At 44.1% G+C, this 19,529-nt stretch carries 16 protein-coding genes and 4 tRNA genes; 16 read left to right on the top strand and 4 right to left on the bottom strand.

From position 1 onward, the window contains the following. Positions 1-1,242 carry a putative manganese transporter gene (locus VME0621_RS07340; protein ID WP_062457162.1) on the bottom strand — a complete coding sequence of 414 codons (1,242 nt, stop codon included), beginning with the start codon at positions 1,240-1,242 and terminating at the stop codon, positions 1-3. 208 nt (positions 1,243-1,450) lie between these two features. On the opposite strand from VME0621_RS07340, the gene VME0621_RS07335 reads away from it, so the two are divergent. The 3 genes from VME0621_RS07335 (at position 1,451) to VME0621_RS07325 (ending at position 3,480) form a co-directional block, all read left to right on the top strand. Next, positions 1,451-2,356 carry a manganese-dependent inorganic pyrophosphatase gene (locus VME0621_RS07335; protein WP_006075131.1) on the top strand — a complete coding sequence of 302 codons (906 nt, stop codon included), beginning with the start codon at positions 1,451-1,453 and terminating at the stop codon, positions 2,354-2,356. A gap of 83 nt (positions 2,357-2,439) precedes the next feature. Continuing rightward, positions 2,440-2,832 carry a DUF2750 domain-containing protein gene (locus VME0621_RS07330; protein ID WP_006075132.1) on the top strand — a complete coding sequence of 131 codons (393 nt, stop codon included), beginning with the start codon at positions 2,440-2,442 and terminating at the stop codon, positions 2,830-2,832. Between the two features lie 114 nt (positions 2,833-2,946). Further along, on the top strand, positions 2,947-3,480 hold the full coding sequence (locus tag VME0621_RS07325; RefSeq protein WP_038225945.1) for a phosphatase PAP2 family protein: 534 nt from the start codon (positions 2,947-2,949) through the stop codon (positions 3,478-3,480). Positions 3,481-3,563: 83 nt separating this feature from the next. Here the strand turns inward: VME0621_RS07325 and VME0621_RS07320 are convergent, their stop codons facing one another. Together VME0621_RS07320 and efpL are read right to left on the bottom strand one after the other, a co-directional pair. Continuing rightward, positions 3,564-3,881 (bottom strand): HI1450 family dsDNA-mimic protein, encoded by a 318-nt coding sequence (locus VME0621_RS07320; protein ID WP_006075134.1) that lies wholly within the window; start codon positions 3,879-3,881, stop codon positions 3,564-3,566. A 3-nt stretch (positions 3,882-3,884) separates the two neighbouring features. Further along, positions 3,885-4,451 carry an elongation factor P-like protein EfpL gene (gene efpL / locus VME0621_RS07315; RefSeq protein WP_006075135.1) on the bottom strand — a complete coding sequence of 189 codons (567 nt, stop codon included), beginning with the start codon at positions 4,449-4,451 and terminating at the stop codon, positions 3,885-3,887. A 160-nt stretch (positions 4,452-4,611) separates the two neighbouring features. Here efpL and VME0621_RS07310 point away from each other — a divergent pair, with 160 nt between their 5' ends. After that, positions 4,612-5,379, top strand: coding sequence for a nucleotidyltransferase domain-containing protein (locus VME0621_RS07310; protein WP_062457165.1), 768 nt, complete (start codon positions 4,612-4,614; stop codon positions 5,377-5,379). Positions 5,380-5,387: 8 nt separating this feature from the next. Here the strand turns inward: VME0621_RS07310 and VME0621_RS07305 are convergent, their stop codons facing one another. After that, positions 5,388-7,766, bottom strand: a complete 2,379-nt coding sequence (locus VME0621_RS07305) for a DNA polymerase II (RefSeq protein WP_062457168.1) — start codon at positions 7,764-7,766, stop codon at positions 5,388-5,390. 482 nt (positions 7,767-8,248) lie between these two features. Here VME0621_RS07305 and uvrY point away from each other — a divergent pair, with 482 nt between their 5' ends. The 12 genes from uvrY to VME0621_RS07245 all read left to right on the top strand — a co-directional run bounded on the left by uvrY (position 8,249) and on the right by VME0621_RS07245 (position 19,473). Next, positions 8,249-8,893, top strand: a complete 645-nt coding sequence (gene uvrY / locus VME0621_RS07300; protein ID WP_062457171.1) for a UvrY/SirA/GacA family response regulator transcription factor — start codon at positions 8,249-8,251, stop codon at positions 8,891-8,893. Then, positions 8,893-10,728, top strand: a complete 1,836-nt coding sequence (uvrC, locus tag VME0621_RS07295) for an excinuclease ABC subunit UvrC (RefSeq protein ID WP_062457175.1) — start codon at positions 8,893-8,895, stop codon at positions 10,726-10,728. The genes uvrY and uvrC overlap by 1 nt, the downstream gene beginning before the upstream one ends. 48 nt (positions 10,729-10,776) lie before the next feature. Beyond that, positions 10,777-11,331, top strand: coding sequence for a CDP-diacylglycerol--glycerol-3-phosphate 3-phosphatidyltransferase (gene pgsA, locus VME0621_RS07290; protein ID WP_038225942.1), 555 nt, complete (start codon positions 10,777-10,779; stop codon positions 11,329-11,331). Positions 11,332-11,670: 339 nt separating this feature from the next. Further along, positions 11,671-11,744: transfer RNA gene (locus VME0621_RS07285), tRNA-Cys, on the top strand. 18 nt (positions 11,745-11,762) lie between these two features. Beyond that, a tRNA-Gly gene (locus VME0621_RS07280) sits at positions 11,763-11,838 on the top strand. 62 nt (positions 11,839-11,900) lie between these two features. After that, a tRNA-Leu gene (locus VME0621_RS07275) sits at positions 11,901-11,987 on the top strand. Positions 11,988-12,013: 26 nt separating this feature from the next. Next, positions 12,014-12,089, top strand: a tRNA-Gly gene (locus VME0621_RS07270). A 123-nt stretch (positions 12,090-12,212) separates the two neighbouring features. Beyond that, a complete protein-coding gene (locus VME0621_RS07265; RefSeq protein ID WP_006075492.1) occupies positions 12,213-12,935 on the top strand; it encodes a riboflavin synthase in 723 nt (240 codons plus the stop codon). Positions 12,936-13,437: 502 nt separating this feature from the next. Next, positions 13,438-16,335, top strand: a complete 2,898-nt coding sequence (locus VME0621_RS07260; protein ID WP_062457181.1) for a pyridoxal phosphate-dependent class III aminotransferase — start codon at positions 13,438-13,440, stop codon at positions 16,333-16,335. 25 nt (positions 16,336-16,360) lie between these two features. Next, positions 16,361-17,605 carry a carboxynorspermidine synthase gene (locus tag VME0621_RS07255; RefSeq protein WP_062457184.1) on the top strand — a complete coding sequence of 415 codons (1,245 nt, stop codon included), beginning with the start codon at positions 16,361-16,363 and terminating at the stop codon, positions 17,603-17,605. A gap of 51 nt (positions 17,606-17,656) precedes the next feature. Next, entirely contained in the window at positions 17,657-18,790 is a 1,134-nt protein-coding gene (gene nspC / locus VME0621_RS07250; protein WP_062457187.1) for a carboxynorspermidine decarboxylase, read from the top strand. A 125-nt stretch (positions 18,791-18,915) separates the two neighbouring features. Beyond that, the gene (locus VME0621_RS07245) at positions 18,916-19,473 is read left to right on the top strand and encodes a YceB family lipoprotein (RefSeq protein ID WP_062457191.1); all 558 of its coding nucleotides are present in this window, start codon (positions 18,916-18,918) and stop codon (positions 19,471-19,473) included. The last annotated feature ends 56 nt before the right edge of the window (positions 19,474-19,529 follow it).

The raw sequence follows: 19,529 nt of genomic DNA, 5'->3' as shown, positions 1-19,529 counted from the left end.
TTATAGTTCAAACAACCAGTAATACCCGTAACCCACGACGATTGCGGGTATTGCCGAGTAAAATGTAGCGGCTAACGCAGCTTTAGGAGCGAGTGCGATAGCAGGAAACAAAGCATCCCCATCGTTAGAGATAGCATTCGAAACTTGCGCGGACATTGGCATCGCACCAGTAATATAAAGACTAGTTACCAAAATTTGCGGTCCGCAACCCGGTAGTAGACCAACCAGCATTCCTACAAGAGGCATATAAACGCCATAACCAGATAGCGCAGAACCTAAATCGATATGTGCAAAGTGGACACTTAGCTCAAAAAACAAAAACGCCACTATGACCCAAGCACTTACAAAATGAGTGTCTTGTGCTGCTTTTTGCATTGGGTGTGATGACGCGATTTTAGCGTCTTCTGCGACCGTGCTTTGATAGTCGTTGATTTCTTTGGTGAAGGCCCACAAAAACATCATTACCACCGCTAAGACCGCACCAGTCCACTCAATACTGTTCGCTGGCAAACCAAGTACTTGGTTTATGTCGACCTGAAATGACATGGCAAAGGCAATTATCAAAGCGGGCACAATAATCCACTTCCAGAATAGTCCTTGTAGATTGATCGCTGCTCTTTGAACCCCCGTTGATTCCTGTGTGGTTTTGCATGTGCAATCGGTATTATCTGTGTTATTTACTTGTGAGACGCGTTTTGCCGAAGGATTAGCGGATTTAGGGCGCAGGAAATCGGCAGCGTGTATTTTGTTTACAATTAACCCTGAGATCATCCCGACAACGACACCCATCGCGACAAGGCCTAATCCCACGCTAGGTTTACTCGCTAGAATCAAGAATGCGGCATCACCCATTGTTGCCGTTAATACCGCAACGACGGAACCGAAGCCAACTCGACCGGAAACAAACTGCGTCGTGACAATTATGGCGCCACCACAGCCGGGCAGAGCCCCTAACAACGAAGAAAAGACAACTTGATGTGTTGGTGAGTGGTGGTAAAGCTCGACGAGTCGGTTTTGACTAGATATCAGTTGAGATATTTGATGATAAACGACTAAGGTAAATACGACATAGCAGGAGACTGCCCAGAAAGCATCGGAAAGCGCATTCATTGTGACTTCTCTAGTAACGCTAGAGGCGAGTAGGGCAGCCATAGCAATAGGTAGTATGAGACGCTTATACTTTGGTGTGAACTGGTCGATAGTTAATCCATTCACGATAGCGAGGTTTTTTACCTGTTGCATACATTTCACCGATATCAAATGAGAATTGTTATCATTATACATGAATGAGAATAATTCTCAATGTCATTAATGTGGTTTTCTACGCGAAGAAATAGAACGAATCTGACATCAACCGATGACAAATTTAGAAATTCAGGTAAAGTAACGACCTTTGTGAGATGTAAAGCAGGCGCATGAGCCTGATGATCAGAATTAGTTAGGAAGCAAAATGATTTTAGTTGTCGGTCATAAAAACCCAGATAGTGATAGCATTTGTGGTGCACTCGTTGCAACAGAACTTCTAAAAGCTCGTGGTCTTGAAGCACAGCCAGTTCGCCAAGGTGAAATTAACCGTGAAACTCAACATATCCTTGCCACAGCAGGTGTTGATCAACCAGAACTTCGCACTAGCGTTGCTGGTGAAAAAGTATGGTTAGTTGATTACACCGATCTGGCTCAAGCACCAGATGATATCAATGAAGCTGAAATTCTAGGTATTGTTGACCACCACCGTTTAGGTGACGTCATGACCGTTAACCCTCTTGAAGCTTGGATTTGGCCTGTGGGTTGTACATGTACTATCTTGTTCAATCTATTCAAGATGGAAAACGCTGAGATCACTCGTCCTCTCGCTATCCTAATGATGTCTGCAATTTTGTCTGACACTGTAGGCTTCGCTTCACCAACGTGTACTCAAAAAGATAAAGATGCAGTAGCGGAACTAGCAGAGATCGCTGGTGTTGAAGATCTTGATGCATTTATCAAAGATCTTCTGATTGCAAAAACAAACATCGAAGGCCTGTCTGCTGCTGAGCTAGTAGAAAAAGACCTTAAAGCATACCCATTCAATGGTCGTGATGTGGTTGTTGGCCAAGTTGAACTTGCGACACTTGAGCAAGTAGATGGCATGATTGACGCGCTTGAAGCAGACTTAACTCGTCGTTGTGAAGAACAAGGCCTAGCGTTTGCAGCGGTAATGCTAACGGATATCACAACAGCACAAACTCGCCTAATCTACAAAGGCGAGTGGGCTGAGAAGCTGGTTAAGCACGAAGAAAACGGCATGCTTATGATGGAGAATACACTAAGCCGTAAGAAGCAAGGTTGGCCTTGGCTTCAGAACGAGCTGGTGTAATTATTCACTAAGTTTGAAAAAAGCCCTAGTATCTAAGGTACTGGGGTTTTTTAATTTTCGAATCTACATAAAGGTGTTCAGTGATGGCATTAGAGCAACAGCAAATCGATGAAATCTCCAGCTATGACGAAGAGAAACGGCTGAAGTACAGTGTGAAGACTATGGTTCAAGAACGTCAGATTTGGATTCTGACCGATGAACATGGTTGTGTCATGTTAAATACGGAAGATGAAGATTGTGTTCCAGTTTGGCCGCACCAAGAGTTAGCTGAGCAATGGGCTACAGGAGAGTGGGATCACTGCAAAGCTGAAGCTATCTCTCTAAATAAATGGCATAGCCGCTGGACCTATGGTTTGGAAGATGACGAGTTGGCTGTGGTTGTGTTCCCAAATCAAAATGAAGAAGGGGTTATTTTATTCCCTGATGAGTTTGATTTCGAGCTAAAGAAGCAGGCGACTAAGCTTTCCAGAAAGTAAGCTTTCCAGAAAGCCAGTGAGTATTGAAATAGTAAATAGACATTGCATGACGTATTCATTTACCTGAACTTCAGGTAGACTCTTTGCCAGTTTTTCTTACGGTAAGTTTCTGTCATGCAACGTTTCTTTCTATTAATCTTGGGCGTACTTATTAGCTCGTTGGCGTCTGCCTCTAATAAGGATAACTGGGATTTATTCAGCGATATTGGCGCCTATGGATTGGTTGGTTTAGCGGCGGGATTACCAGCCTACCAAGAAGATTGGGAAGGTGTTTGGCAGGCAGGTTTGAGTATTGGCTCTGCCTCGGCTATCGGTTTGGTAGGAAAACATACGATCGATGCACCGAGACCGGACGGTAGCGATAACAAAAGCTTTCCATCAAACCATACGGCAAATGCATTTGCTTCTGCAACTACCTTACACATAAGGCATGGGTGGCAGGTCGGCTTACCCGCATATGGAGTCGCAACTTTAGTAGGCGTTGGCCGTGTACAAGCAGACAAACACTATTGGCGCGATGTTGCTGCGGGTGCGGCTATCGGTGTCTTTACTGGTTGGATGTTTACCGACAAGTTGGACCAAAATGTTCAACTGTTGCCGTGGGCTTCATCTCAGGGTGCAGGTATTTCTATGACCTATGTTTGGTAGTGATTTATGTCAGTACTCAATACTTAGCGTAAAATAAAAAGCTCAGCGTTTGCTGAGCTTTTTTAATGGATGGAAACCAACGATTAATCGCGCTTCCAAAGGATATGACAGAACTTATTCTCTGGATCACGGCTTACCAATAAGCGCGCGAACACATCATCAAGAACATCGTCTTCTTCGTTTACCAACCCAATACGCACTTCTGCGTAGGTTTCATCAACGTCGAATCCTACCTGTTCAGCCCAATCCAAACCTGTTTCTACAACCTCAGCAGCCCCACGGTCGTCGAACTGTGCGGTGAAAAGAATGACATCTGCAGGTTCAAGATTATCAGGGGCCATCTCTAGGAAGATGTCGTAGGCCGCTTCGATAACGTCATCGTATGAAATCAGTTCTGACATAACTTATGCTCTGTTCATGTATTTACGTTCTGCAGTGTTGATCACTACACGGTCACCTGTTGCGATGTATTCAGGTACTTGTACGGTTAGACCTGTTGACAGACGAGCTGGTTTTGTACGAGCAGATGCTGATGCGCCCTTGATTGACGGGTCAGTTTCTTCGATAACGAGCTCGACAGAAGAAGGGAGTTCAAGACCCACAGCGCTGCCGTTTACTAGAATAACTTGTACACCTTGAGTGTCTTCATTGATGAACAGTAGATCGTCTTCAATTTCGTTATGTTTGAACGTGAATTGGCTGTAATCTTCGTTGTCCATAAAGATATACTCGTCGCCATCAACGTAAGAGAACGTCACGTTACGCTTGTTCATTTCAACGGTTTCTAGAGTATCATCAGACTTGAAACGCTCATCAACTCTTGAGCCTGTTGCCAAATCAGTACAACGCAATTTATAGATCTTTGCACCGCCACGACCGCCTGGAGTCGTTACTTCGATATCTTTGATTAGCAACGTTTTGCCATTTGACTCAATCGCAAAACCTTTTTTTAGCTCACTTGCCTTAGGCATGGGAATATTTCCTTCGTTTTTTGTTTAGACAGTCAATTATACGTCCGAAGTTGGGCTTTGCTCAAGAAACAAGTGATGCTGGGCATGATTCATTTGAGCATTGAATCTCGACATTTCGAAACGTAGAATAGATCTATCCGCAGTACTCTAAATCGATATCGTGCAAACTCCGAATTCACTTTCATCGCTGGTAGCTCAACCTCAATATGCTGATGTCGTAAAGGACCTATTAGCTTGTTTGAAAGCCGGGCTTAAAGACAATCTCCACAGTGTTTATATCTATGGCTCCGTGGCGCAGGGGCGTGCCATCCCTGGCGTATCCAATCTGGATGTTGTTGTGGTTACTCATCAATCATTCAGTGATAGTCGAGCGTCTCTTTTCAATAGTATTAACTGGCGCTTTCAAAAAGAGTTTCCCTTTGTACGAGGTATCTCGATACGCACTGCGCTCGTAAAGCAAGTGGCATCACTTGATGCCTTGTTTACGTGGGGATTCTTACTTAAGCAGTGTTGTATGAATGTGTATGGTGAAAACTTGGCCGAGTGTTTTGGCGAGTATATTCCTAGCTGGGAAATTTCTAAGCAGTGGAATATGGATATTGCAGAGAGTTCTATCAATCTGCGTAGCGAAATTGCGCAAGCAACAACAGATGACCAAATGCTAATGGCGCAGCGCCAAATGGCTAAGAAGTTATTACGTGCTGCTTATGGACTTGTTTTACATAAAAACAAGCAATGGATAGATGAGCCTAAGGAGTGTGGTTTGCAATTCTTAAACTATTTTCCGGAGCGCCAGCAAACTGTTGAACGTCTTGGGATCTTGTTGGGGAATCGAGTCATTCCTAAACGTTCAGTAGTGGGTATCTTGGATGAGTTTGGGACATGGATTGCTAATGAGTACAAGAAAACAGAATTCAAAATTGGCTAACTTTACTATTAGAAGAGCCCCATTTGAGGCGCACTCAAATCATCAAAGTTTTGACCAATAAACGGTAATATTGCCTCAGCAATCGGCCGCAGTTGTTTATCAATGTAGTGTTGATAATCGATGGGAGAACGCTGATACTCAACGGGCTCGGGCCCATTTAAGGTAATGACATACTCTATTCTTCCCTTGTTTTGGTATTGTAATGGTCGTCCCAATTGTTGGTTGATGTCGTCTGCCATGCGCGCCGCTCGTACTTGAGGGGGAATATTCTTTTGATACTCATGCAGTTTTCTGCGAAGGCGTTTTTGATAGATTAATTGGTTATCAAACTCACCTCGTGAAGTGCTTTCCACAAATGAACGGACATAGTCAGATGGATCTTGGTTTTTGAACACCATCATATAGAGTTTTTGCTGAAACTGTTGCGCCAGTGCAGTCCAGTCGGTTCTGGCACTTTCCAATCCTTTGAAGATCAGTCGTTCCTTGTCACCATCTCCAATTAACCCTGCATAACGCTTTTTAGATCCGGTTTCGGAACCTCTTATCGTTGGCATTAGAAACTTCTGGTAGTGGGTTTCATATTCCAATTCCAAAATGGACGTTAAGTTGTACTCGTTCTTGAGATGATCGGCCCACCACGTATTCAGATAGTCGATAAGTTGGTTACCAATATCATCCGCGCTTTGAGCATCGAACTTACCATTCAATGAAACAAAGGTTGAATCGGTGTCACCATAAATAACTTGATAGCCTTTTTCTTCAATCAAGCGTTTCGATGTTTTCATTATCTCATGGCCGCGCATCGTAATGGAGGAGGCTAGACGAGTATCGAAAAATCGACAGCCTGATGAGCCCAAAACACCATAAAACGAGTTCATAATGATCTTGATGGCTTGAGAAAATGCTTTTTCATTGTTGGCTTTTGCGACATCGCGAGCTTTCCACAATTCTTCGATTAAATTTGGGAGAAAATGCTGTGTTCTATGGAATTGACCTCCTCTAAATCCTGCTACGGCTTGGTCGTCATTTTTGCCAATTTCTAATTTCAATCCTTCAATCAGTCCCATAGGGTCGATCAAGAAGGAGCGAATAATGGACGGATAAAGGCTTTTGAAGTCGAGTACAAGCACTGAGTCATACAATCCAGGAATGGAGTCCATTACGTAACCACCAGGACTCGCGACCCAGTTTTCAGGATGTAAATTGGGTGCCGCGTAATGGGAGCGATGTAGACGAGGGAGATAAAGATTAGTGAAAGCTGCTACCGAGCCGCCGACTCGGTCAAGCTCTACGCCCGTCAACTTGGTACGTTCTATGGCGAATTCTAGCAAGTGGGTGTGTGCAAAGATGCGGTTAACCAACACACAGTCTTGCAGGTTATACTTGGCGAGTGATGGTTTATCTTGGCGGAACATGGTGTTAATTTCTGCCATTCTGTCATGCACGTTATGAATCGCTTTCCCTTCGCCTAATAGTTCTTGAGAAACCGACTCTAGAGACCAAGAGCGGAAGCTGTAAGTGGCAGTTTTTAAGGTATCAATACCGTCTAAGACCACACGCCCCGGAATAGTGATAAAGCTTTGCTGACTAGAGGGCAAAGTACGAAAGTATATATTCTGCTCGCCTCGACCCAAGCTGAGCTTCACATGGTTCAATTCTGCTCGTTTATTAAGTAACTTAAAATCAAAGTCAATGACACTCCACCCTACGATGACATCGGGATCGAACGTTTTAAACCAATCATTTAATGCTACAAGTAGGGCTTTTTCATCGTTGACCCATTGAACTTGGGTCGCACACGTCTGTGCTTCACCGACCATAATAACGCGACTGTCTCTCACGCTATCAAGTCCAATGGAATATAGCTGACCTTTCTCAGAACACTCTATATCTAGAGAAACTACGTTTAATTCCGGTGTGTAGTCGTATGCTTTGCACTTAGCATTAGTGATTCGAATGTACTGGTTGCAAGTGTTGGCATTGATCACTTCACAGTTGCCAGTGACCGCTAAACTACCCTGAATAAAACGTTCCATTAGAAAGCGGTCTGCTAACTTAATATCTGCTTCAAGAACCAGAATGTCATTATTCAACAAGAGTTCGTGAAGCTTACGCGCACCGGAAATTGATTGGCTGTAGACCGCGAAGAGGTCTTCACCCTCAAAGCTTTTTAGTTCGACAGGCTTGAGGGCAATAGGAAGTCGAGCATCAGATGCCAGGTCATCGACCAGTTCTGCAAAATGTCGTGGCACGAAGAATACTGGTTTCTGACCCTCAATTAGAATTTGGACGGGCCCATTCACAGTGGAAATCCACAACTCAATCTGTGGTCCTTGGCGCGTGTCTCTTGATTGTCGGGTTAACAGAAACCCTTTATGGATGTCCAACTCAGTTTTTTCCTACCGGCATAATGGCTTTGCGTAAATTTTAAGCAAAATATCATTCGTTGATAATCACATGTGAGGAAGTAGTGTAACAAAGGCTTACCAACTGCGAAAATCTATGGATATGCGCTAAACTTTAGTAACGAACAGTATAAATTAGAATAGTGATTTATATCGAGTTTTTGTGATTTTTTGGCATATGATGTGTACTGGGTTTCATAGGCGACTATTGGGAAATAATCGTAGTAAAACGAGGAGTTACGTTTAAGCACTAGGATGAGTGACTAATTTGTAACCTAATGATTTTAAAGTTTTTATGATTGACGACGCTTCATCTTCATCGTAATGTGTTTGCCAAAGTTTGCGCTCGTGCACGATTTGTACGAGAGCAATTTAGTTTCAAATGAGGTAAGATAGCTAGCCATGCTGCTATCCACTAACCTCAAGTGGTCGCAGAGCCAATAGACAAGTGTGGAGATACAAGTTTGATTAATGTTTTCCTTGTAGATGATCACGAACTGGTTCGCACAGGGATACGACGTATTATCGAAGACGTCCGTGGAATGAATGTAGCAGGAGAAGCTGACAGTGGTGAAGAAGCCGTAAAATGGTGTCGTAGCAACCATGTTGACGTCATTTTAATGGACATGAATATGCCTGGTATTGGCGGTTTAGAAGCAACAAAGAAGATTCTACGCCACAACCCAGACATTAAGATCATCGTGTTAACTGTACATACGGAAAATCCGTTTCCGACAAAAGTGATGCAAGCAGGTGCCTCCGGATACCTAACCAAAGGTGCTGCGCCTGATGAAATGGTCAACGCTATTCGACTCGTCAATAGTGGTCAGAGATACATTTCGCCTGAAATTGCTCAGCAAATGGCACTTAGCCAATTTTCATCTGCCTCTGAGAACCCGTTTAAAGACCTGTCTGAACGTGAACTTCAAATCATGATGATGATCACCAAAGGACAGAAGGTGACAGATATTTCAGAGCAGCTTAGCTTGAGCCCGAAAACAGTTAATAGCTACCGATACAGACTTTTTAGTAAGCTGGATATCAATGGTGATGTTGAACTGACTCATTTAGCTATTCGACATGGAATGTTAGATACTGAGACATTGTAGTGTCGGAACACATTTTTGATTCATCATCATTTCTAAAGACTGTAACAAACCAACCCGGCGTCTACCGAATGTACGACGCCGAGTCGGTCGTTATTTATGTCGGCAAAGCCAAAGACCTCAAAAAACGCCTTACTAGCTACTTTCGCAAACGAGTCGATAGCGAAAAGACACGTGCCTTAGTCAGCAATATTGCGAAAATCGATGTTACTGTTACTCATACAGAAACCGAAGCACTGATCCTTGAGCACAATTATATTAAGCAGTATTTACCCAAATATAATGTGTTGCTAAGAGACGATAAGTCTTATCCCTATATTTTCTTATCGGGACACAAACATCCACGGCTCTCGATGCATCGAGGAGCACGACGTAAGAAAGGGGAGTATTTCGGTCCTTACCCTGATTCTGGTGCTGTTAGGCAAACTCTTCACCTTCTTCAAAAGATCTTTCCGGTTCGTCAATGTGAAGACTCTGTCTATGCTAACCGTAGCCGTCCATGCCTAATGTACCAAATCGGCCGTTGTGCCGGTCCTTGTGTCAGCAGCATTATCTCCGATGAAGAATATGCAGAACTGGTTGGATTGCTACGCCTGTTCTTGCAAGGAAAAGACAGTAACGTATTGCAAATGCTGGTGGAGAAAATGGATGAAGCAAGCCGCAATCTGAAATTCGAAGATGCGGCTAAATATCGTGACCAGATACAAGCTATTAGACGGGTTCAAGAGCAGCAGTTCGTTTCCGAAGACAGCGATGATGACATGGATGTGCTTGGGTTTGCTCAAGAGAAAGGTGTCGCTTGTGTCCATATTCTAATGATTCGCCAAGGTAAAGTACTCGGTAGCCGCAGTCATTTCCCGAAAATCCCAAGTAACACCGACCGAAAAGAAGTGTTTTACAGTTTCTTGAGCCAATACTATCTGAATCAAACAGAATCTAGGACCATCCCTACGCGAATCATCCTCAATGATGACCTTGTGGAGGATATCAGTACGTTAGGTGAAGCGCTGTCTGAAATTGCGGGAAGGAAAGTTATTTTCCACGTCAACCCAACGGGATCCCGTGGTCGTTACCTTAAACTATCAAACACCAACGCATTAACGGCAATTACCACCAAAATCAATCATAAGATGACAATCAACCAGCGCTTCAAAGCCCTTCAAGAAGAACTTGAGTTGGAGAGCATAACTCGCATGGAGTGCTTCGATATCAGTCATACGATGGGTGAAAGTACGATTGCATCTTGCGTGGTGTTTAATCAAGAAGGGCCGTTAAAGCAAGAGTATCGTCGCTACAACATTACTGGTATTACTGGCGGTGACGATTATGCTGCTATGGGACAGGTGCTTGAACGTCGCTACTCTAAGCAAATCGACGTAGACAAAATTCCTGATATTATTTTTATTGATGGTGGTAAAGGGCAACTCAACCGTGCGGTTGAAATCGTTTCTCAGTATTGGGGAGAGTGGCCTAAGCATCCATTACTAATTGGTATCGCTAAAGGGGTGACTCGTAAACCGGGATTAGAAACGTTAATTACCCCTGAGGGGCGTGAGTTTAACTTACCAAGTGACGCTCCAGCACTTCATCTAATTCAGCATATTCGGGACGAGAGTCATGATCATGCGATAGCAGGCCATCGAGCCAAACGTGCTAAAACAAGACGTACTAGTCCGTTAGAAGGGATTGAAGGAATCGGTCCTAAGCGTCGTCAAGCCTTGCTGAAGTACATGGGTGGTTTACAAGAACTTAAGCGAGCCAGTGTAGAAGAAATCGCCAAAGTACCCGGAATTAGCAAATCTTTGGCAGAAAACATCTATCAAGCATTGAAACACTAGAGAAAATCCCGCAACATAAAGGCGCAGTAGAAAAGAGCCGATAATAATATGCGTTTAAACATACCTAACATTCTGTCTTTGTTGAGATTATTTCTCATCCCCGTATTCATTGTAGTTTTTTATCTCCCATACAGCTGGGCGCCGTTTGCTGCCGCAATGGTGTTTTGGGTGGCCGGTTTTACCGACTGGTTAGATGGGATGTTAGCAAGGAAGCTGGGTCAAACCTCTCGATTTGGCGCTTTCATCGACCCTGTTGCTGATAAAGTGTTAGTTGCTACTGCGTTGATTCTAATTACTGAACACTACCACAGCATTTGGGTGACAATTCCTGCTGTCACCATGATTGCACGTGAGATTATCATTTCTGCTTTGAGAGAGTGGATGGCTGAAATAGGTAAACGAGCCAGTGTTGCTGTTTCCTGGGTCGGCAAAGTTAAGACACTCACACAGATGTTCGCACTGTGGGTACTTATCTGGCGCTATGACGATTGGATGGTATGGCTAGGCTTCGGTGCACTTTATGTTGCAACGGTATTAACCTACTGGTCAATGTTCCAATATCTAGCTGCAGCTAAAGATGATTTGTTGAATGCAGATGATTAGTGATAATGAATAAGAGAAGGCGAGCGATGAGCTCGCCTTTTTTATCACTATTGAATGCCCTAATACTCGAAGATGAGCGCTTTGGTAAGTGATATCAGAGTCCTTAGGTTTTGTAGATATAAATACGACAACAAAGCGAAACAAGTTTTCTAGCGCTAAATGTGCATGTTTTTGCTAGAAAATTGAGCAAATTAGCGCTTTTTGGATGTTTCTTAGACAAACGATTCAAAATATAAAAAAACGTGTTGACTCATTTCCCTGATTGCGTAAAATGCCTCCCGTACTCAAGAGGAACTGCTTAAAGCAAAGCGATTAAGTTAGAGTCCAGAGTGACAAGAAGGCGCCTTGGCAGAGTGGCTATGCAGCGGATTGCAAATCCGTGGACCTCGGTTCGACTCCGGGAGGCGCCTCCATTCTCTCTTAGAGAATATGCGACACTAGCTCAGTTGGTAGAGCGCAACCTTGCCAAGGTTGAGGTCACGAGTTCGAACCTCGTGTGTCGCTCCAAGTTTTAAAGATATGGCGAAAGCGGTATCTAGATGGTGTCTCCATCACAATGAATTTTGTGTGCCCTGGTGGTGGAATTGGTAGACACAAGGGATTTAAAATCCCTCGGCGTTCGCGCTGTGCCGGTTCAAGTCCGGCCCGGGGCACCATCTCAAATTAGTCTGAAAAGACAAATGCGACACTAGCTCAGTTGGTAGAGCGCAACCTTGCCAAGGTTGAGGTCACGAGTTCGAACCTCGTGTGTCGCTCCAAACAAGAAAGCCCAGCAACTATGCTGGGCTTTTTCGTTTTTCCTTTCTACTCTCTTTATCTTCTTGATTCTTTTTGTAATGATGTCCGTACTAAAGGCACTTCACTAGTGAAATGAGGCATCTATGTTTACGGGAATTATCCAATCTGTCGCGACAATCGACAAAATTACTGATCTTAACGGCATTCGTACCTTTGAAATCGATTTTGAATCTGGGTTTTGCGTCGATGTTGAAATTGGAGCCAGTATCGCTGTGGATGGGGTATGTTTAACGGTTACCGAAATTCAAAGTGAGACGCGTCTCTCTTTTGACGTCATGCTTCAGAGCCTAAACATCACCACATTGAGTGCATTTGAAGAAGGCCAGAGAATCAATGTGGAGCGTGCGGCAAAAGATGGCGCAGAGATTGGTGGTCATCCGCTTTCAGGACACGTGGACTTCAAAACGCCATTGGTTGCTATTCATCAACAAGAAGATAACTACCGTATACAATTTCAGTTGCCAAAAGAGTGGAAACCATACGTGTTCCCTAAAGGCTATATCGCTATCAACGGGGCAAGCTTGACGGTTTCAGAAGTAGATAAGCAAGAAGGGTGGTTTGATGTGTGGCTGATTCCAGAAACTCGCCGTATGACGACCTTTGAAGGCAAACTGGTGGGTGATGACGTTAATATAGAGATTGAGCGTGGCACTCAAGTTGTTGTTGATACCGTGCGCGATACAATTGCTGACACTTTGGGCCCACTGTTACCGATGTTTGAAAAATTCTTGGAACAAAATGGTGTTGACGTAGATACCATAGGCCAAGCGACCACCAAACGCCTAAGCGATCAAAAGGATAAGTAGCAAAATAAAATAACGCCGTCTCCCACGAGGCGGTTTTTTTATCTAACCAATTTCATATTTTTGGTAGTTGTTTCCATAAGTTAGACAAAACGTAACTGGAGAAAACGGTTGCGATGATAATGATTTCTATGTTACTTTCCCGCGCAATCTCGGAATGAATCTGGGGGAGACGCGTTGTGACCATTCAAGCTGATTGTGACACAACGTAGGGTAGGTACTGGTTATGCCAATAACCAGTAGACGGGATACTGATGCCTAGAAGGGCATGTTAATGGGAAACCCAACATTGAAACAGATTAACTCACACTCAAAAATCAGCTTTGTACTTCCAAACTGTGTATTGCGCTTAAACCGTAGTATCACAGAGCCTTGATTTCAAAACGCTAATACCTTTCTAAATGAAGCAGTTCATTTAGGCCTTTGTCACATCTGAAATACGGTGGGACTTGTTTTGCTATGCGCGTAGCGAGTGATTTCGCACGCCTAATCTAGGTTATAAAAAATGAGTACAGCATTCGAATTTGATTCCAAAGAATTCGCGTCTTCAATTTCGGTACACGTTCCACACGTTGAAGGCATCTATGACCTGACACCTGATCAGGTTCTACTTGATCAAGCGGAGCACGAATCAGAAGTTCGTTCCTATCCGCGACGTCTGCCTATCGCCATCAAGCGAGCATTTGGTGCTTTGGTGGAAGACACTCGTGGGCAAATCTTTCTTGATTGTCTTGCTGGAGCAGGCACGCTTGCGATGGGTTACAACCATCCTGAAATCAATCAAGCTCTCAAACAGCAGCTTGATTCAGGTTTACCGTACCAAACTCTTGATATTACGACAGAAGCGAAAGATCGTTTTATCAAACGAGTGAAAGCGTTTCTACCGCAAGAATTCGCTGACCAATCGGTGATTCAGTTTTGTGGCCCTTCGGGTGCCGACGCTGTTGAAGCCGCTATCAAATTGGCGAAGCAAACTACGGGTAGAAATACTATGTTTGCCTTCCGCGGTGCATATCATGGTATGACGAATGGCACCATGGGAATGATGGGTAACCTTGGCACCAAAGCGCGTCGTACTGGGCTGATGTCCGATGTTCACTTCATGCCATTTCCTTATAGTCTTCGTTGTCCGTTTGGTCTTGGTGGCGATGCGGGCGCAAAACAGAGTATTCGTTATATCGAACGACTATTGAACGATGATGAAGCCGGTATCATGAAACCAGCTGCCATTATTGTTGAGCCAGTTCAAGGAGAAGGGGGCGTTATTCCTGCTCCGGCGTTTTGGCTGAAAGAACTACGCCGACTTTGTGATGAGCATGAGATCTTGCTCATTTTGGATGAAATCCAGTGCGGCGTAGGCAAAACAGGCTACCGTTTTGCATTTGAAGAAGCGGGGATTAGCCCAGATATTCTCTGTTTATCCAAAGCGATTGGCGGCGGCTTACCGATGTCACTACTGGTATTTAACAAAAAAGTGGATACGTGGAACGCAGGTGAACACACGGGCACATTCCGCGGTAATCAACTGGCCATGGTTTCGGGCGAGAAAGCACTTGAGATCATCGAGCGCGACAATCTTGTTGAGCATGCCAGAGTCGCTGGAGAGTACTTACGTCTTGGCCTCAACAGAATAAAGCAACGTGTAAACTGTATTGCTGAGGTTCGCGGTAAAGGACTGATGCTGGGCGTCGAGATTGTCAAGCCAACGGGTGAACACAACAAGTTTGGTGAACCTGTTGCCGATGGTCAGCTTACCCTAGGCATACAGCGCGCCGCGCTAGAACGCGGTTTGATGGTTGAAAAAGGTGGGCGTGATGGTGCCGTTATTCGCTTTCTTCCACCACTAATCATTAGTTTCGAGCAGATCGATTTTGCATTACGCACTATTGAAGAAGCTATCGTTGTAGCTGGTGGCGGGCAAAAGTCACAGCAAGATAACAAAGCAAAGTCGTGGAAAAAGTACTTCATCCATACGGGTGTGCAAGGTGCGACCGAATTTTCTCAGGTAATGAATCACACTACTCAAGCGATGAAAGAAGTGTTTGAGGGTGTCTCTAAACCGTATTCGGGGTTAGATCCAAAAGTGCTTGAATCGGCCATTAACAATGTCAATCTTGACGGCAGTCATCATGATCTACAACGTGTTGTTGATGAGACAGCAAGTTTGGTTGCAGACAATTCAATATTCACTCAACACCCTAATTGTATTGCACATTTGCATACACCACCTTTAATGCCAGCTGTAGCTGCAGAGGCGATGATCGCGGCGTTGAATCAATCTATGGATTCTTGGGACCAAGCATCGGCGGCAACTTATGTTGAGCAGAAAGTACTGGATTGGCTTTGCGAGCGCTATGAGCTTGGTGCGTCAGCAGATGGTATTTTCACCAGTGGTGGCACACAGAGTAATTTAATGGGTCTTCTGTTGGCACGTGACCGAGTTGCGGATGTGACGGATGGTCATTCTATCCAAAAGCAAGGTCTTCCGAGTTATGCCGATAGACTTCGTATTGTCTGTTCCGATAAGTCGCATTTTACGGTTCAAAAGTCAGCCTCGTTGTTAGGCTTGGGTGAAAAAGCCGTGCACTGCGTTGCAACCCACGACAACGGTACCATCAAAACGGATGCACTTATCACTGACTTACAAGCGATGAGAGTTGAAGGCTTGATACCTTTTGCTTTAGTCGGAACAGCAGGGACGACAGATCACGGCGCTATTGATGATCTAAACTCTCTCGCCACCATTGCTGCCGAAAACCAGCTTTGGTTCCACGTTGATGGTGCTTACGGTGGCGCACTTATTTTAAGCAGTCACAAACACAAGCTTAATGGTATTGAGAAAGCGGACTCCGTCAGCGTCGATTTCCATAAATTGTTCTATCAAACCATCAGTTGTGGCTCACTGCTGGTAAAAGATCGCAGCAACTTTAAGTACCTGCTTCATCATGCGGATTATCTCAATCGAGAGCACGATGAGCTGCCAAACTTGGTCGATAAATCCATTGCTACAACCAAACGTTTCGATGCTCTAAAAGTCTTTATGACGATGCAAAACGTTGGCCCACAGGCTCTGGGTGATATGTATGACCATCTGATGGCACAAACGCAAGAGGTGGCTAACCTTGTTCAAGCGCATGAACGATTTGAACTATTGGCACAGCCATCATTATCAACAGTCTTATTGCGCGTTGTTAATCATGACGTCAACGATTTGAATGAGCTGAATAAAGCGATCCGTTTACAAGCACTAACACGTGGCGTTGCGGTGTTAGGAGAAACGGTAGTGAACGGTCAGTCAGCACTTAAGTTCACGATTCTAAATCCATGCTTAACGCTCTCAGATTTTGAGAGCCTACTGAATAACATTGATCAGTTAGCACTTGAGCTAGCTAACTCGTACTAACCGATAAATAGAATAAGGAAAGAAAATGGCAGTTTTACAGATTGGCGCAGGTGGTGTTGGTTGGGTAGTCGCGCACAAGGCGGCTCAGAATAACGACGTACTAGGTGATATTACGATTGCGTCGCGCACCATCGCGAAGTGTGAAAAAATCATTGAATCCATCAAGGGCAAAAACAACTTAAAAGACACGACTAAAAAGCTAGACGCTCGCGTTGTTGATGCTGACGACGTTGAAGCGCTGGTTACCCTGATCAATGAAGTGAAGCCAGATCTAGTGATTAACGCGGGTCCTCCTTGGGTAAACATCACCATCATGGAAGCGTGTCTGCAAGCGAAAGTCTCTTATTTAGATACTTCTGTCGCTGTCGATCTATGCTCGGAAGGTCAGCAAGTTCCTCAAGCTTATGATTGGCAATGGGGTTTCCGTGACAAATTCAAAGAGGCAGGCATCACAGGTATTTTAGGCGCAGGTTTTGATCCTGGTGTTGTAAGCGTATTTGCAGCTTACGCAGTGAAGCATTTATTCGATGAAATCGACACCATCGATGTAATGGATGTGAATGCTGGCGACCACGGTAAAAAGTTTGCCACTAACTTTGATCCAGAAACCAACATGCTAGAGATTCAAGGTGACTCTTTCTATTGGGAAAACGGTGAATGGAAACAAGTTGAATGCCACACTCGTATGCTTGAGTTCGATTTCCCATTAGTCGGCAAACACAAAGTTTACTCAATGGCACATGATGAAGTTCGTTCTATGCAAGAGTTCATTCCTGCAAAGCGCATCGAGTTCTGGATGGGCTTTGGCGATAAATACTTGAACTACTTCAATTGTATGCGCGATATTGGTCTACTTAGCCCTGACCCTCTAACTCTACATGATGGCACTGTGGTTCAGCCACTACATGTGTTAAAAGCACTACTTCCAGACCCAACTTCTTTGGCACCAGGTTACACAGGTAAAACTTGTATCGGGACTTGGGTTCAAGGTAAGAAAGAAGGTAAACAACGTTCAGTATTTATCTACAACAACGCAGACCATGAAGTGGCGTACGAAGATGTAGAGCATCAAGCGATTTCTTATACAACGGGTGTTCCAGCTATCACGGCGGCACTGCAATACTTCCGTGGTCAATGGGCAGATGCTGGTGTGTTCAATATGGAGCAATTAGATCCTGATCCGTTCCTAGAAACCATGCCTGAAATCGGTTTAGATTGGCATGTTCAAGAGCTGGAAGTCAGTGCTCCGGATATCAAGATTCTTAAATAAAGTGACAGACCCTAGGTAGCTACCTAGGGTCTTTAAACTTAGGTCTACAAAATGATTAAAAACGAACTCAAAACACCATACTTCATGATTAATGAAGACAAACTGGTTGAGAACCTAGAGAAAGCAAAACACCTCAAAGAGGTCTCTGGCGTAAAGCTAGTGCTGGCGCTTAAGTGTTTCTCGACTTGGGGTGTGTTTGACATTATTAAACCATACTTAGATGGCTCAACCAGCAGTGGTCCATTTGAGGTAAAACTCGGCTACGAGACTTTTGGTGGTGAAACGCACGCATACAGTGTTGGTTATACCGAAGACGACGTACGCGAAGTGGCTGATATTTGTGACAAGATGATCTTCAACTCGCAGTCTCAATTAGCCGCTTATCGTCATATCGTTGAAGGCAAAGTGTCCATTGGTTTACGTCTTAATCCGGGGGTGAGCTATGCGGGACAGGACTTGGCCAACCCTGCCAGACCGTACTCTCGCCTTGGGGTGCAAGCCGATCATATCGACCCAACGATCTTCGATTCTATCGATGGTGTTATGTTTCACATGAACTGTGAAAATAAAGATGTGGATGCATTTATCGGTTTACTTGATGCTATTTCAGAGCGATTTGGTACGCATCTAGATAAGCTCGATTGGGTTAGTATGGGGGGCGGTGTGTTCTTTACGTGGCCTGGTTATGATATCGATAAACTTGGTGCTGCATTGAGTGCGTTCTCGAAAAAGCATGGTGTGCAGCTCTACCTAGAGCCAGGTGAAGCGATCATAACTAAAACGACTGACCTTGTTGTTACCGTTGTGGACATTGTCGAAAATGAGAAAAAGACGGCGATTGTAAATTCTGCGACGGAAGCGCATCGTCTGGACACGCTCATATACGATGAACCTGCTTCGATTTTAGAAGCCAATTCAGAAGGTGATCATGAATACGTCATTGGCTCATGTTCATGTTTGGCTGGTGACCAATTCTGTGAGGCCAAGTTTGATGAGCCGCTAGAGGTGGGGCAACGACTGCATATTATGGATAGTGCTGGCTATACCATGGTGAAACTCAATTGGTTTAATGGTCTGAAGATGCCGTCAATCTACTGTGAGCGTTCAAACGGTCAGATCGAAAAGCTTAACGAGTTTGGCTACGATGACTTTAAGAGCTCATTGTCACGCTGGTCGATTAGCTAAGTTATTCTGACTAAGTTAACACTTGCCTGTGACACAAAAACACCCTACCTTTTAATAAGATAAAGCAGACTCAAAGGTCTGCTTTATTTTTCTCTTATTCCGATATTCTGAGAGTGCTACCCGTTATGAAAAACAGATTCGCCAAACTCCTGTGGGCTTCATCAGTGCTGTTGTTATTATCAGGTTGTGTGAGTTACAGCATCACTGAACAAGAAATGACGAATTATCTCAATGACAACCTACAGCTTAACCAATCTGTCGGCGTTGAAAACGTCATGTATGCCAAACTTTCAGTGGATGATCTTCAGGTCAAAATAGGACGTTCTGACGCTGATCGTGTAGCGGTATTTGCCAATACTAAGGCTCAGCTACAGTTGTTGGATGAACAAGATATTAACCTTGATTTGGATATAGAATTCAGTGCTATACCTAAATATGAACAAGAAAGTGGTGAGATTTTTCTACAATCGCTCCGTTTAGAAAAAATTGACCAAGAAGGGCAACTGCTAACACCAGAAATCAAAAAGTTAATTAAGCCAGCAGTAAGTATGATTGGTGCTGCTATGTCTACCTATCCTGTTTACAAACTCGATAGCAATACGGTCAAAGAGGCACTGTTGAAATCCTCTAATCCTGAAGTTGTAGTTAAGAACAACCAGCTAGTAATAGAGTTTTTCGAATAGCATTTAATATGCTTATCAAATGATCACTTGCTAAATGACTAATCAAATATGGCTGC

It is taken from the genome of Vibrio mediterranei (assembly GCF_900088415.1).
GTDB lineage: Bacteria > Pseudomonadota > Gammaproteobacteria > Enterobacterales > Vibrionaceae > Vibrio > Vibrio mediterranei.
This window is presented reverse-complemented; position numbering and strand designations above follow the sequence as displayed.